This is a genomic window from cf. Phormidesmis sp. LEGE 11477 (assembly GCF_015207105.1).
GTDB lineage: Bacteria > Cyanobacteriota > Cyanobacteriia > Phormidesmidales > Phormidesmidaceae > Phormidesmis.
The window spans coordinates 1-14556 of record NZ_JADEXO010000141.1 but is presented as its reverse complement, the minus strand read 5'-3'; the positions used below and the strand labels follow the sequence as shown (position 1 = coordinate 14556).

Sequence of the window (14556 nt, the reverse complement as noted above, 5' to 3'; positions counted from 1 at the left end):
CTTCTGGAAACGTCCAACCGCTGCCGCTTTTCTCGGTAAAAGGATCATAGTTGCGATTGCCTAGTTGACTAACACCAACGTAGTACGTACCGGAATCTGTTGCAGTATACTCAACGAACGGATCGCGGGAGAACTCTTCACCAGGGGCAGCACCGTCATTATTGGCAGCTAACTCATTACCTTGAGCGTCAAACAATCGCAATTCAGTATCAGGTGACAGACTTACGTTCTCTAGATCGGTGTATACGAGAATACCATTGTCCCCCTCCCCTGCTTCCGTATCAATATCGAAGGAAGCGGTCTGTCCTGCATCAAGAACAACTGAGTAGAAATCTACATCCTCGACAAAACCCAAAAATCTTGCAGGCGTCTCACCAGGAGTACCAGATACTCCTTGCGCTCCGTTGATAGAAACTGTCGGATTATCAGCACTCAAACCTAGCGCGTTCGCTTGGAGGTATTGTGCTATTCCTCTCAATCTCTGCCGAAATTCCAACAACTTGATCTGGCGTATCGGCTATGCCAAAGGTTGCTTCAGTCGCTGCCTGGTTAATTAGATAGGTGTCGCTCTCTGCCAAGGTAAAGGTTGCCGTTTCACTACCTTCATCTACGCCATCATCTAGAACGGGAAGATTAATAATTGCCTCACGTTCGATAATCGTCAAGTCAAAGCCTTCGTTTTGTAAGTTGGTAATTGTGCCGCCGATGACTTCAATTGCATCTAAGTCAAACTCACTCAAGTCAGGTGCATTGACACTAACGGTTAAGCCTTCTTCCGGGGGAGGTGAACTGAGACTAAAAGTGTGAATGCTAACCGTACCTTGCGATTCGATTAGAGCAGTGCTTTCTGGGTCTTCTTTGGTAGATGCTATCAGACTGACTTGAATCTGCGAGTCTGCGTTATCGGCAATCGTTAAACCAAATCCACTAGCGTTAGGATCAATGGTGTAGCTACCAGCTTGCGGCTGTAGTGAAAAATTGAGATCAAGAATACCTTCTTGAACAACTAGCGGATCGTCAACAACTGTCAATTCATCAAAGGCGGACAGTGTGATAGAAGCCGTTTGTTCCGTGATCGTGAAGAAAAAGCCAGAGCTATCGCTATTAGGCGTAGGAAAATCACCGCCGTCAACTTCAGCTTCGAGAACATTAAACTGACCGAGGACACTCCCACCAATCAGTGGATCATCTTCACTGTCTAGAAATACTGTCACGCCTTCTAGAGGCGGCGGTTCGGACAATGTGAAGGTCAACGTGGTCTCGTTACCTTCGGACTCAACTAGCTCTGTTTCACTGATAGTGACACCTACCTCTGGAAGGCTATTCCCACCGCTAGTAGGCGGCGGTACATCATTAACCGAATCGTAGTAAGTAACATTTGTTTCGCCCAATTCTGAAGAAACCTCATAGCCATCTCCAGGTTGTAAGAAGAACGTAACATCTTCAGCGCCATCCGTCTCTAATCCTTCAAACTGATCGTAGAACTCATCTGTATCATGTTGAAACTCTCTCGTAGAATTTCGGTTAGCCCTTTCAAGATTAACGGTCATGGTAGGCTCTTCGATGCGGAGTCGAATACCTGTTGGAATACCATCCTCATTGTAGAAAGCACCTAGCGATTGCCCTCCAATCGTGCTAGGAAGACTATCTTGACCTAGATACGAGATGTAATCAAACAGGTTCGCATTGCTGTTGAGAACCAATTCAATGCCACCTTCTGGAATCTCTCCCTCTGTCTGAATAGTGAAGTTGACACCAGAAATTCCATCAGATTCAACGAACTCTACTACTGCATTAGTAAAATTGCCTTCACTGTCTACAGTGATAGGATTGGCACCCAGAGAAAGGGTAGGAGGATTGATTACATCGAGATTACTAACCGGTGCTGTAGGCATACCGGTCTTGCGAGGATTATCTGGAGTCAACAGATCGATTTCAATTTCGTATCTACCAAACGCCACTCGGTTGTTATCTCCTGACGCAGGAGTCTCAATATCGTAAGCCTGCTCTTCTGTTCCATAAGAAAGCTGTGTAGCGGCGAGATAAGAAGAAACCCCTACATAGTAAACGCCGTCTTTAGAGGCCGTAAATTCTAGATAAGTATCTGTCTCGTTCTCGTTCACCGTCCCATCTTCGTTAAATCCGCCAACACCCCCACCAAATAATTTATCGGGTGCGGCAGGCGTAAAGAGACCTGCTGCCGTGAGTCGATTTCCTTCAGCATCAAAAGCAGCGACACCTGATAAGGAACCATATCGATTATTAACGTCCTGGTTACCTTCAACCTCAAACGTTTCAACCGCAATCGTGTCTCCTGCGCTTAGCTCCAACTTATAGAGATCAACATCTTCGTTGTAGTCAACATATGTATAAGTACCGTCGTCATTAAGATAGCGGTTGCCAATGTCAAAATAGATAGAATCAGCAGTTGAGAATGACGGATTTTCAGCCGTAATTCGAGTATCTATTGCTTTAGAGATAATGTCGCTAGGCTCAGTAGTAATGCCCTGTGGAATATCGCTCCGCGTATCTACTAACTCAAAACTACCACCACTATAATCCTCATTGATTTCGTACCCTTCTCCTGTAGCCAAGCTAAAGCTCGCTGTTTCCCCTGTTTCAGTCTCGCCATCATCGGCGATCGCCAGATTGACTAAAGCCGTATACTCCGTCATCCGCAGGTCAAACCCACCGTCACGAACCGCAGCAATCTCACCCCCCTCAACAGAAACACTCTCCAAGTCAAACTCACTCAGATTCGGCGCATCCACCGAAACAACCAGTCCACCGTCAGGAATCACCCCATTCGTCGCCAAAAAGGCGTGGGCACTCACCGTCCCCTCATCCTCGATCAGGTAGTCCGGCCCGGTAAATAAACTCACCTGGAGTCCTTCAGGCATAGGCGGCTCCGGGGTTGGAGGCTCGGGCATATCCGCAAGCTGGCTGGCCTCATCGGCAAATATCACCGTACTACTCGCTGCTGCCGAGTCAATCGTGTATTCGCTAACGTCGGTAATGTCATTCTGGTCTGCCACCTCTACCTCATCCTGCGTTCTTAGCGACAGCGCCGCCTCTACCCGTCCATCAAACGTCTCGGGCAAAAAAGTATCCGGCTCCAGGTTGTCAAACACATCAATCGTAAAGGTGCCAAACGTCGCGCCTTCCTCAATCGTCAGGGCAAAGCCAGAGTTATCGAAGTTGGTCACTAGGCTAGCAGCGTCGATATTCTCCAGCGTCGGACTGAAGGCAAAACCCGGCAGGTCAAGCCGATTGATAATCTGTTCTACTTCGCTATCGACATACACCTTCAGCCCACCTTCAGGGGCCGGTTCATCCAGGTCAAAGCGGACGGTGAGGGCATTCGCTTGATCTTCGACAAGGGCGTTGCGATCGCCATCAAAGTTCGTGGACGTGGAAAGAGATACTTGGGGCATGGTTTTGGAGTTCCTAAGAAATGATGAGTGATGAATGGAATGTGCTAAATTTGTGTACACATCGGTACACAGCATTCAAGGAGGCGAGCGGCTAATGACAGAGAAGATTGGCATTCGAGAGTTTAGGCAGAACATAGGGACATACGTAGATTCAACCGAGACTATTGCGATATCCCGTCATGGGCAGACGGTGGGTTATTTTGTGCCAGTTCATAAAAAACCGAGTAGGGCGGATGTAGAAGCCTTTATGACTGCGGCGCTTAAAGTGGAGGATCTGCTATCGGAACATGGCATAGACGAGGAAGAAATGGTGGCGGAGTTTGAAAAGATGCGTAAGAACAAGGCATAAGCTGAACTAAAGAAAAAGATGGAGCTGTGAGAAAATGTCCGCTTTGTTAGAAAGAATTACGGTGAACCCGAAGCAGTGCGGCGGTCGTCCTTGTATTCGAGGGATGAGAATTCGCGTCTCGGATGTTTTGGATCTTTTTGCGGCTGGGCTGGATAGTGAAGAAATTTTGGCGGAGATGCCAGATTTGGAGAAAGATGACTTAAAGGCAGCACTCTCCTATGCAGCTCGTAGCGTTGACCATGTGGTGCTGACCGTATGACGCTCTGGATAGATGCCCACCTATCACCAGCCATAGCAACCTGGATCACAGATACGCTAGGCGTAGAGGCAACAGCGCTACGAGATCTCGGCTTGCGAGAGGCTGAAGATCCAGAGATTTTTGATGTTGCAAAAGCAGCAGGGGCAATTGTCATGACTAAAGATAGTGACTTTGTTGATTTAGTTGAACGGCTAGGCCCACCCCCAAAGATTATTTGGCTGACCTGCGGGAATACGTCTAATGCTCGATTACGCGAGATTTTGAGCGTGACCTTGCTCAAGTCTTTAGAACTGCTTAGCACTGGCGAGGTATTAGTCGAAATCAGAGGGACGTGAGGACAACGGCAGCAATTCGGTACAATCAAACCCACCCCGCGATTATCAAAGGCGGGGTGGGTGTTTTTTTGTCTAGATCAAAGCCAGCGCCTCCTCTGGGTTCGAGACATCAGCGACTACTTCAAAGCTGCTCTGCGTCAACGCCGATGCCTGTACGCCGTTGAGAATTGCCAACGTCTCACCACTGCTGGTCACACCTAGCAAGGCATTGTTACCGTCTTGAGTGATGGTCAAGTCAGCGAACATTAGCTCGCCTTCGACCAGGCCAATCCGGTCGATGCCGACCTCAAAATCGAGGATGGTGTCGGTGCCGTCGCCGTTGCCAAAGACGAACAGGTCGCTGCCGCTGCCGTTAGAGAAGTTGTCGCCGACAAGGGTGTCGTTGCCGAGGCCGCCCATGATGATATCGTCACCGTCGTCGCCCCAGATCAAGTCATCACCTGCGTTGCCGCTGAGGATATCGTTGCCAGCTTTGCCGCCAATACGGTCGCTGCCCTCGCCGCCGAAGATGATGTCATCACCGCCAGCAATGTTGTCCTGAGGTCTGCGGTTGTTTAGATCGCCGCGCAGTACATCATTGCCATCGCCACCGAGGATCAGATCATTGCCGAGGCCGCCTGCGATCGCATCAGCACCACCAAGGCCGTCAATGCTGTTGTCAGCATCATCACCCACGAGAGTTTCACCTGCGTCCGTACCCACTGTCTCAAAGTCGTTGAGAGTAAAGGTGATGCTGCTTGCCGTGGGGTCAACCTCGTACACTTCACCGTTGATAAGATCGAAGGTCAAAGACTCTAGCCCTTCATTGGCACCATCATCAAAAACATCGAGAGAGAGAGAAGCGTTGGGGTCTGTGAGCGTAACCAGGGAGCTGCTGCCGCCGCTATCACCGACTTCAGGAAGTCCAGCAATCCCTTCTAGCTCTACTGCTGAGTTGCCGTCTTCATCGAAGATGGCAAACTCGCCCAGCACGCCAAATGTTGGACTATCGACTAGCACCTGCAACCCTTCGGTTGGAATATCACCATCGACCGTAAAGTTGAGTGTGAAGCGATCGCCCTCACTCAGCTCACCGTTATCCACCGAGATCCCAACCGTAGGCCCGACACCCGGCCCACCTTGGCCATCTACTAAGGTGACAGTCCCTGTACTCGCCGCCGCATCTACCGCATAGGTAGAGTCCAAAGATCCGTCATTATCAACAATCGTGAAGGTAAAATCGGTGTCTGCTTCCTCAATCACGTCATTGAGAATCGGCAGCGTAATCGTGCCTGTATTGGCGGTCAGAACAACTTCAAAGGTGCCCGTTGCCGGATCGAAGAAGTCTCCTAACGTAGCGTCGTTAAAGCCGATATCAACTGCACCATCCACTTGGTCAAGAATATCAACGCCACCGTTGATCAAGATAGAAAGGCCATCTTCAGGAATCTCACCGTCTACCGTGAAGTTGAAGTTCACGTTCAAATCGGCATCCTCTTCTGAGCGCACAGCGGGGTCAATTGTGACGCCAACTACCGGCACATTACCGCCTGTGCCATCACCCAACGTTGCCGTTAAGCGATATTCGCCAGGCTCAAAGCCATCAAAAATCCAGCCGCTGCCGCTGCCCTGCACGTTGGGATCGTAGAAGGTGTTGCCCAATACGCTGACGCCCGCGTAGTAAGTCCCTGCTTCAGTCGCTGTGAACTGTAAGTAAGCATCACCATTAGCCTGAAAGACTTCATCAGGAGCGCCATCGTTTTCACTGATGGCTACTTCATTACCCGCCGCGTCGAACACGCGCAAAATCGAGTCTAGCGTGGAGCCTTCTACGCCCGCATCGCCTGTGCCACCGCCATCGACATCGATTGTGATGGTTTGACCTGCCTCTAGGTCGAAGGCGTACATATCCACATCTTCTGTAGAGTCTAGTAAGTTTTCGTAGAAGAGTTCCTCATCCTCGGGGACACCTGGGTTCAATAGGATATCTGTAACTTCAAGTGTTGCTTCGGTGCTAAAGGTAGGATTATCAGCACCTAGACCTGTATCAATGGCTGTTTCAATCGTGTCATTGAATTCATTTTCAGGGTTTTCAGGAGGTTCTCCACCGCCGTTACCTGGATCAGGAATCACCACTGAATCAGGATTGTCAGCAATGGTTAGATCAATTGAGCCGCTATCGGGTGAAACCGTGTAACCATCACCGTTCTCGATGCTAAATGTAATTGATTCGATACCTTCAAGCGCCTGCTCTAGTGTTAGCTGCGGGTTTGTTGTTTCGTCAAAAGCTGAAACTGTTAGCGTTGCTGTCTGCTCAGTTATGCGTAGATAGAATCCGCTGACATCACCGTTAGGAAAGGGTGCATCTGCGCCTGTGATGACGGCGTCAAATACGTTGAATTCGCTGATCACGCCTTCTATCTCGCTATCAACATAGACCAACACACCTTCCGCAGGCGGCGCTTCGCTTAAGTTGAAGGTCAGCGTCGTGGTATTGCCAACAGATTCTACCAGCGCTGTTTCGCTGGCTGTGATGCTTACTTCTAGTGGCGTTGCCGAAGGGGGCACATCGGCTAACGTATCGTAGATAGGCAGTGAGGCCAAAGTGTCAGTCGCCTGATACCCAGCGGATGGCACCAGCGATAGCTCTAGCGTTTCGACGCCGTCGGTCGGCGCAACTTTTTGGCTTTCCAAGTCTAGGGTCAATAGCGCTGTGGTCGCCGTCAGGTTGATCCGTAGCCCAGTAGGATCGCCATTTTCATCGAAGATTGCGCCGAGCACTTCAACGCCTCGACCAAAGCCAGGACTCAGGCGATCGCTCAAATCGAGGTTGCTATTCAAGAAGATCTCTACCCCTTCTTCTGGAATCTCACCTTCTGCCGAGAGCTGCAAAGTGATAATAGACGTTAGATCTAAGCTTTCATCTGCTGAAGCGGTGGATTGAATAAGCGCGTTGGTAACAATTGCATCGTTATTAAGCGTGCTAGGAATTGCGGTGAATGAAACCACAGGGCCCGTGCCATCTCCATCTGGAATCACCGTTGGCTCAACGCCGACTTCCTGATTCAAAGAGAGATTTAGCGTGTACTCGCCGTTGCTGTTGCCACTGCCGCTAGCGACTACGTTTGGATCGTAAGGGTCAGTGATAAAGTCTAAGACGCCGTTCGAGAAGGTGCTGATGCCGACGTAGTAGGTACCCGCTGTATCCGCCGTATATTCTAAGTACGAATCAAAGCCGATTCCTTCGTTGAACAATTCATCAGGGGCAGCTGCGTCATCGTTCTGGGTCAGGTCATTCCCTTCTGCATCAAACAGCCGCACCAGCGTATCAGCCTCAGAGTCAAACTGCTGCGCGTCTGTATCAATCCGCAAGACATCGCCTGCGGCTAGCTCAACCGCATACATATCGACATCTTCAGTCTGGTCGGTGCGGAGCGACAGATCAGAATCGAAGAAGTTACCAGAGATTTCACCCTTGATAGTGACGGTTGTATTGTCTGCCGAAAGCCCAGTGACTTCAGCCGTCGCGATCGTGTCGTTTTGTCCGGTCTCTTCTAGCGGCGCAACAGGTGCGTCCTCAGGCACATCAACAATCGTGAACGTGCCGCTACTCGCCTCAGGATCTACTTGGTAGCTGGCATCTTCATCCGGTTCTACCAGCGTAAAGACCGCTTCTTCAAGCCCCTCAGTCACGCCATCATCAGCAACTGGCAGGCTGATAGTGGCAGTTTGATCAACAATCGTAAACTGTAGCTGCTCAGGATCGCTTTCTAGTACCTGCAAGTCTGTAATACCAGATAGCTCAACCGCACTGGCATCAAAATCAGCCAGTCCAGACGTTTGTACAGTCACCGTCACACCGTCTGCAGGCGGCGCAGAGCTGAGGCTAAAAGTATGAACAGACACTGTTCCTTCTGTTTCTATTAGCACCTCAGGAGACGTTTCTAGGCCAACCTGAACCTTAGAGTCATCGCTCTCTTGCACCAGAATAGAGACTTCTCCAGCCCCTTCTGCAATCGTATAGCCAGGCAGCGGCTGAAGCGCCACGCTGACCTGCTCTAGGCCCTCAACAGTTTCATCTACCCGAGCCTGGAATGTGACGCTAGCGTTGGGCTCTGTAATTTTAAAGAAGAAGCCGCCCGCACCACCGTCCGGTGCTGGGAAAGAACCGCCAGTCGTCGTCGCATTCAGCAGATCAAAATCAACAATGCCAGCAAACTGATTGTTAGAGACAAAAACAACCAGGCCCTCCGCTGGAATATCTCCATTCACCGTGAAGTTGAGCGTGCCGGTATCGCCGCCTTCTGTCAAAGTGCCGGTATCGCTGACAAAGTCCATACCCACTTCGGGCGGATTTTCTACCGCAGGCACCTGAGAGATATCAGCATAAAGTCTGGCTACAGCAGGTGTCGGAGCAGGGGTATAGCCCTCGCCGTCAGCCAAAGAAAAAGTCACGTCGGCGGGCATGTCATCCGCTGTTTCATCGGGCCTAGTTAGCCCCGTCGTAAAGTTCACCACGGCGTTGCGATTGTCTAGCCGCACCTGTAAACCCGTCGCCAAACCCTCATCAGAATAGAGCGCCCCAACAACTTCGCCACCAAAGGCCGTAGGAACAAAGTTCGCACCCTGAATAAACTGCGTGATATCTGGCAAATCTGTCTCGATATCGACGATTAGGCCGTCTTCTGGCACAGGCTCGCTGGTGCTCAATAACAAAGTTAGAACCGGCTGACCACTGCCCGACTCGATGAGATTGGGCGTCACCAATTCACCTTCATCGCCAAAGGTGCCTGATATCAGATCAAGCGTTACGGTCGGTTCGCTCGCCTCAACAGGATCGGCGATATTCAGCGTAATGCTGCTAGCTGCCTCATCTACTTCATACGCCTCGCCATCAATCACCTCAAAGGTGAAAGATTCTGTTGCTTCATCTTCATCGGCCCCTTCATCGAATACGGGCAGAGTTAGCGTTGCGGTTGGCTCAGTGAGCGTAATGAAAAAGCCACTGTCCCCATCGGCAGGCGTGGGGAATCCGTCAATGCCATCGCTAATGTCAATATTTGCCACGTCAAACTCAGTCAGACTTCTGAGCTGAGCGCCCGCGCTGGCGACATCATTCACTAATACCTGTACGCCCCCTTCAGGAATCTCGCCGTCTACGGCAAAGGTCAGCGTGATCGACTCGCCCTCAGTCACATCTGTTTTATCTACAGTAAGGCCAACCGTCGGCCCGGCAGGCTGCGGCTCATCAGAAATATTCAGCACAATGCCACTAGCCTCTGGGTCTACTTCGTACTCTTCACCATTGGCGAGGTCAAACGCCAGTTCTAGCGGCTCTTCGGCAATGATGTCATCGAATACATTGAGAGCAATCGTTGCCGTCGGCTCGGTGATGGTGATAAAGAAGCTACCGCCGCCGCCATCGCCGACACTGGGCAAGCCTTCAATTCCTGTGGTTGTAATGTTGCCCAAGTCTGCTAAGTCAAACTGACCGAGCGCTCCGGCGACTGGGCTTTGTACCAGTACCTCCACGCCTTCTGCTGGAATATCTCCATCGACTGTGAAAGTCACAACCAGCGGATCGCCTTCGGCCAAGTCAGTGGGTGAGACAGAGATCCCAACCGTCGGGCCGACGCCTGGGCCACCATTATCATCGGTGATGGTTAGTAGCGTAGAGTTTTGATCTGGATCTACCGTATAGCCCTCGCCGTCGGCAAGCTGAAAGTCAAAGGTTTGAGCGCCTTCTTCTAGGGCATCATTCGCAATCGGTAAGACGAAGGAGGCACTCGGTGCGCTCAACAAAATTTGGAGACGACCTGTCTCCTCATCAAAGTCAACAATCTCCGACTCAACAAACTCAGGGCCTGGATCAGCCGCGAACTGCTCGGTGAAGGCGATAACATCGTTGTCACCGAGCGTATCAAAGTTGATCGTGATGCCGTCTTCAGGAAAGTCACCGGTAACAGTCCACTGCCAGACAACCTGAGCGTCTGCGTCTTCCTCAGAAACATTCGCGGGGATAGCTTCAAAGCTCACCACAGGCGGCTCGCCCGTAGGGGGTGTTCCCCCTTCAGCATCACTGATATTGAGCGTAAAGCCACTGGCCTCCGAATCGACTCCATACGCCTCACCGTCAATGAGTTCAAAGGTAAACGACTCATTCGCTTCGTCCTCATCCGCACCTTCGTCGAATACAGGAATGGTGAGGGTAGCGGTGGGTTCTGTTAGCGTTACAAAGAAACCGCTGTCGCCATCAGCAGGCGTAGGCGCACCCGAAATTCCTGTTAGCTCAATGTTGGCCACATCGAACTCAGTTAAGCTTCTGAGCTGACCTTGAGCGCTAGCGATGTCATTGACAAGGACTTGTACGCCCTCCTCGGGGATCTCTCCGTCTACCGCAAAGGTGAGCGTAATAGACTCGCCTTCTGTAACCTCTGTTTTGTCCACCGTGAGGCCGACTGTCGGCCCTGCGGGCTGCACGTCATCGGAGATGTTCAGCGTGATGCTAGGGTTGGCAGCGGCCACTTCGTACTCTTCACCATTAGCAACAGTGAACGTAATCGGCAGCGGCTCTTCTGCCAGAATGTCGTCGAAGACATCTAGCGTAATCGTGGCGGTAGGCTCCGTCATGGTAATGAAGAAACTGCCGCCGCCGCCATCACCGACGGTAGGTAGCCCCTCAATGCCAGTGGTGGTGATGTTGCCCAAATCAGCCAGGTCGAACTGTCCTAGTGAACCAGGGACATCACTTTGCACCAGCACCTGAACGCCTTCTGCTGGAATCTCTCCTTCAGCAGTAAACGTGATAGTTAAGGTATCGCCCTCAGCCAGCTCAGTTTCAGACGTAGAGAGGCCGATAGTAGGGCCAACACCGGGCCCACCGTTATCATCGGTAATGGTAAAGAGCCCGCCGTTCGTCTCTGGATCGACGGTGTAGCCTTCGCCCTCTGCGAGCTGGAAGTCAAACTCTTGTGTGCCTTCTTCGAGAATGTCATTAACGAAGTAAAGCTTGAAAGACGCTTCGGGTTCGGACAGTAGAATATTGATTCTGCCGGTTTCATCATCAGAATCAACAATCTCTGCGTTGATAAATTCTGCCGGAGGGTCAGTGGCAAACTGTTCGGTAAAGGCAAACGCGCCTTCGCCGCCTGATGTATCTAGGTTGATTGTGATGCCGTCTTCAGGGAAGTCGCCTGCCACTGTCCATTTCCACTCAACCAGGTTGTTCTCGTCTTCTTCGGAGAAGGTGGCAGGCACTGTTTCAAAGCTGACGACGGGGTCGCCTGTAGGTGGAGGGTTGGGCGCGGCCACCGCTTCAATGACGACACTGCCCGTGTCGCTGCCGCCGTTGCCGTCGCTGACGGTGTAGGTAAAGCTGTCCTGCTCTCCAGTGCTGAAACCGTCGGTAGGAGTGTAGGTAAAGGAGCCGTCGGCGCTGAGATCGACGGTGCCGTTAGTAGGGGTATCTGCGATCGCAACCGTCAAATCATCGCCATCAGCATCGCTATCATTCGCCAACACACCGTCAGCCGCGTTCACGGTTAGCTCAGTCGGCAGTTCAGCGCCTTCCACCCCCGGAATGATAGCCTCATAAACATCGTCAGTCGCCACGGGCACAGCATTCTCAATCACCGTCGCCTCATTGACATTAAACACTAAGGTGTAGTCGCTAGTGCCCTGAAGCTGCTGTATAGCAAAAGTGTAGGTGCCAGCAGGCAGCGGACCTTCAAAGCCTTGCCCGCCGAAGCCAGGGCCATTGGAGCCGTTACCAAGATTGTCTAAGATATCGGTGCCGACAGCGCTGACGCCAACCAGGGAATACCCCAAATATTCGCCTAAGTCGGCGCTGTTATCGAGGGGCTCAGTAAAGGTTGACCCCTCCTGCACGCCAACAAAGGCAACATCTGACTGAGAATAAGACGCTAGCTCAATAGACGCTAGCTGGAGTCCGTCAGGAACGGTGACCGTTACATATTCTTGATCGCCATTGCCTGTACTGGCAGACAGCCGGGTTTCTCCGTTTGAAAGCGCTAGTGCTAACGGACTGCCGGGATTATCAGAAATCTCTCCGTCGATGGCTTCATCGTAGTCACCATTACCAGTTGGTGGCTCAGAGGGTAGCTGGTCGGCGGTGTCGGCAAATAGGACAGTGGTTGTCCCGGCGGCAGGATCGATGGTGTAGTCACTGAGATCCATGATGCTGGTCTGATCGACTGCTTCGATCTGGTCAGCGGTTTTGAGCGAAAACCCAGCCTCTACCAATCCATCAAAGGTCTCAGGCAGAAACGTGTCGGGTTCAGGATTGTCAAAAATATCGATAGTAAATGATCCCGTAGTCGCACCTTCGTCGATGGTGAGAGCGAAACCAGAGTTATCGAAGTTGCTGCTGACCGAGCCGAGGCTGATGTTTTCTATCTGCGGATTAAAGGCAAAACCAGGAAGATCTAACCGGTTGACAATCTGCTCTACATCGCTATCAAGATATAGACGCAAACCGCCAGCGGGGGCTGGTTCGTCTAGCGAGAAGGTGAACGTGAGCGACGTTCCTTGGTCTTCAACTAGGGCATTGAGATCGCCATCAAATGAGGTTGTTGTTGACAGGCTAACTTGAACCATGATGATTTTCTAATGTTATGGGGATAGGGGGGCTTTGCCATCTTTGAGCGGGCAGCTAAAGCGGAGGAATGAATGGAAAAGATGCACGTGCGATCGCCACCGCCGAATGTCAGCCGAATGAAAAACGCGCACTGCAACAAAGGCTGCCAGCATCGATGCCAGCTACCTCACAGCGCTATGTAGTCAACGACAGTTTGGTCGGTGATAGAGTGGATGAGCGGTTTGTTTTTGCTTAACTACTAACTTCTGTCTGCTATTGACACCTTTCTATTGATACTTAGTATCAATAAGGTGCTTAATTATCCTATAACGAATTCATGACACGTAGTCACTGCCCGTTTGTTAAGTTCTTATAAAGTCAGTATGTATGCCTCTATTAGACCAACTGGTAGACCAACTGAGCCATATATCAGCTGAAGGCCCAGTCACACCCAGTTGAGGTGGCATGATTACATGAGTAACTGTTGAGATTTGATATCAATAACTTCTGTCAACATTGCTGGACAGTCAGCAACAGAGTTGCAAACGTTGCAAATGTTGTCGACTACCCAGCTCACTCCAGTGTCGAATTAGGCTCTGACCCAGGTGTTTTGGCTAGGGCGAGCCCATGATCTGGTAGGCGCTGTTCGACCTCGCGAAGCTGACCAAATCCATAGCCGCCTATCCCCACAAGTGCCATTATCGCCGCGCTAATGGCATACATCAAAGCCATGCCACTGCCAGCGCTGCTGCCAAATAGCGGAGAGAACACCGCCGAGAGGATACTTTGCGATCGCATCGCCGGTTCAAAAACGCGATCGGCCAGCGGGCCAGCAATCAGCGGGGCGATCGCACCCACACCCAGCCCAATCATCTGATCGGCTGCCAGCACCCGCCCCTGCAAATCCGGCGGCACCTTGGCATACCAAATCGCATTGCTAGAGCTGTAGAATAATGGAATCGCCAGCGTCGCGGCAAAATGCGAGAACATCCACACCAGCGGCGTTTGCCCCAAGGCCAGAACAACCTTGAAAAGTCCCGTAATCACAAACCCCAGCAGCATTCCATGAATTCGCCGCTTGAATCCACCGCTGATGCCCAATAGCAACGCCCCCAGCACGCCGCCTACCCCAGCCGCCGTCGTCACCCAGCCCAACACCTGAGCATCGCCACCCGATCTGGCCAATATCATCGGATTGTAGAGCGCCTTGCCCACGTCGCTAGGAATGGCAAAGCAAGAGAAGGCGATCACCATCGCGATCAAACCCGGCTTGCTCCAGATATAGCGAAAGCCAAAGGTGAGATCCTGCCAGCCCATCACCGTGGGATTGTCGCTTTTGGTGGGGTTGGGAATGGTGGCTAGTGCCAAAACCACAAAGGCAATGCCAAATGTCGTTAAATCGATGGCGATAATGCCCGTTAGACCAATTACCGGATACAGACTGCCCGCCAAAATAGGAGAGAAAATTGCGCCCGAATAGCCGACCGCTGCCACCATGCTTTCAGCGCGGGTGTAGTTTTCTTTTTCGACCAGCAGGGCGATTGAGGTGGAATAGGCTAGGGACTGAAGCTGACCAAAACAGCCGTAGAGGGTTACTACTACAT

Annotated in this window: 8 protein-coding genes; 4 read left to right on the top strand and 4 right to left on the bottom strand. The window is 51.4% G+C overall.

Annotated elements, in window-relative coordinates:
• Both IQ256_RS29850 and IQ256_RS25460 read right to left on the bottom strand, forming a co-directional pair.
• The coding region (locus tag IQ256_RS29850; RefSeq protein WP_228025272.1) for a PPC domain-containing protein at positions 1-436 on the bottom strand (436 nt) is incomplete at its 3' end.
• Positions 426-3434 (bottom strand): pre-peptidase C-terminal domain-containing protein, encoded by a 3009-nt coding sequence (locus IQ256_RS25460; protein WP_228025271.1) that lies wholly within the window; start codon positions 3432-3434, stop codon positions 426-428. The genes IQ256_RS29850 and IQ256_RS25460, both read right to left, overlap by 11 nt.
• Before the next feature lie 94 nt (positions 3435-3528).
• On the opposite strand from IQ256_RS25460, the gene IQ256_RS25455 reads away from it, so the two are divergent.
• From IQ256_RS25455 to IQ256_RS25445, 3 genes are read left to right on the top strand one after another with little or no spacing between them, the layout of a single operon-like run.
• Entirely contained in the window at positions 3529-3783 is a 255-nt protein-coding gene (locus IQ256_RS25455) for a type II toxin-antitoxin system Phd/YefM family antitoxin (RefSeq protein WP_193858505.1), read from the top strand.
• 34 nt (positions 3784-3817) lie between these two features.
• Positions 3818-4042: a DUF433 domain-containing protein gene (locus IQ256_RS25450; protein ID WP_193858504.1), complete on the top strand. Its 225-nt coding sequence runs from the start codon at positions 3818-3820 to the stop codon at positions 4040-4042.
• Positions 4039-4377, top strand: coding sequence for a DUF5615 family PIN-like protein (locus tag IQ256_RS25445; protein ID WP_193858503.1), 339 nt, complete (start codon positions 4039-4041; stop codon positions 4375-4377). The genes IQ256_RS25450 and IQ256_RS25445 overlap by 4 nt, the downstream gene beginning before the upstream one ends.
• Before the next feature lie 72 nt (positions 4378-4449).
• Here the strand turns inward: IQ256_RS25445 and IQ256_RS25440 are convergent, their stop codons facing one another.
• On the bottom strand, positions 4450-12972 hold the full coding sequence (locus IQ256_RS25440) for a DVUA0089 family protein (protein ID WP_193858502.1): 8523 nt from the start codon (positions 12970-12972) through the stop codon (positions 4450-4452).
• 68 nt (positions 12973-13040) lie between these two features.
• On the opposite strand from IQ256_RS25440, the gene IQ256_RS25435 reads away from it, so the two are divergent.
• Positions 13041-13208 carry a hypothetical protein gene (locus IQ256_RS25435; protein WP_193858501.1) on the top strand — a complete coding sequence of 56 codons (168 nt, stop codon included), beginning with the start codon at positions 13041-13043 and terminating at the stop codon, positions 13206-13208.
• 317 nt (positions 13209-13525) lie between these two features.
• Here IQ256_RS25435 and IQ256_RS25430 read toward each other — a convergent pair.
• Positions 13526-14556, bottom strand: a 1031-nt coding sequence (locus IQ256_RS25430; protein ID WP_193858500.1) for an MFS transporter, incomplete at its 5' end; no start/stop codon positions are given.

What these genes read in the sequence shown, in the direction of transcription:
- IQ256_RS25460 (WP_228025271.1), bottom strand. Translation starts at nt 3,434, where the DNA reads ATGCCCCAAGTATCTCTTTCCACGTCCACGAACTTTGATGGCGATCGC.
- IQ256_RS25455 (WP_193858505.1), top strand. Translation starts at nt 3,529, where the DNA reads ATGACAGAGAAGATTGGCATTCGAGAGTTTAGGCAGAACATAGGGACA.
- IQ256_RS25450 (WP_193858504.1), top strand. Translation starts at nt 3,818, where the DNA reads ATGTCCGCTTTGTTAGAAAGAATTACGGTGAACCCGAAGCAGTGCGGC.
- IQ256_RS25445 (WP_193858503.1), top strand. Translation starts at nt 4,039, where the DNA reads ATGACGCTCTGGATAGATGCCCACCTATCACCAGCCATAGCAACCTGG.
- IQ256_RS25440 (WP_193858502.1), bottom strand. Translation starts at nt 12,972, where the DNA reads ATGGTTCAAGTTAGCCTGTCAACAACAACCTCATTTGATGGCGATCTC.
- IQ256_RS25435 (WP_193858501.1), top strand. Translation starts at nt 13,041, where the DNA reads ATGAATGGAAAAGATGCACGTGCGATCGCCACCGCCGAATGTCAGCCG.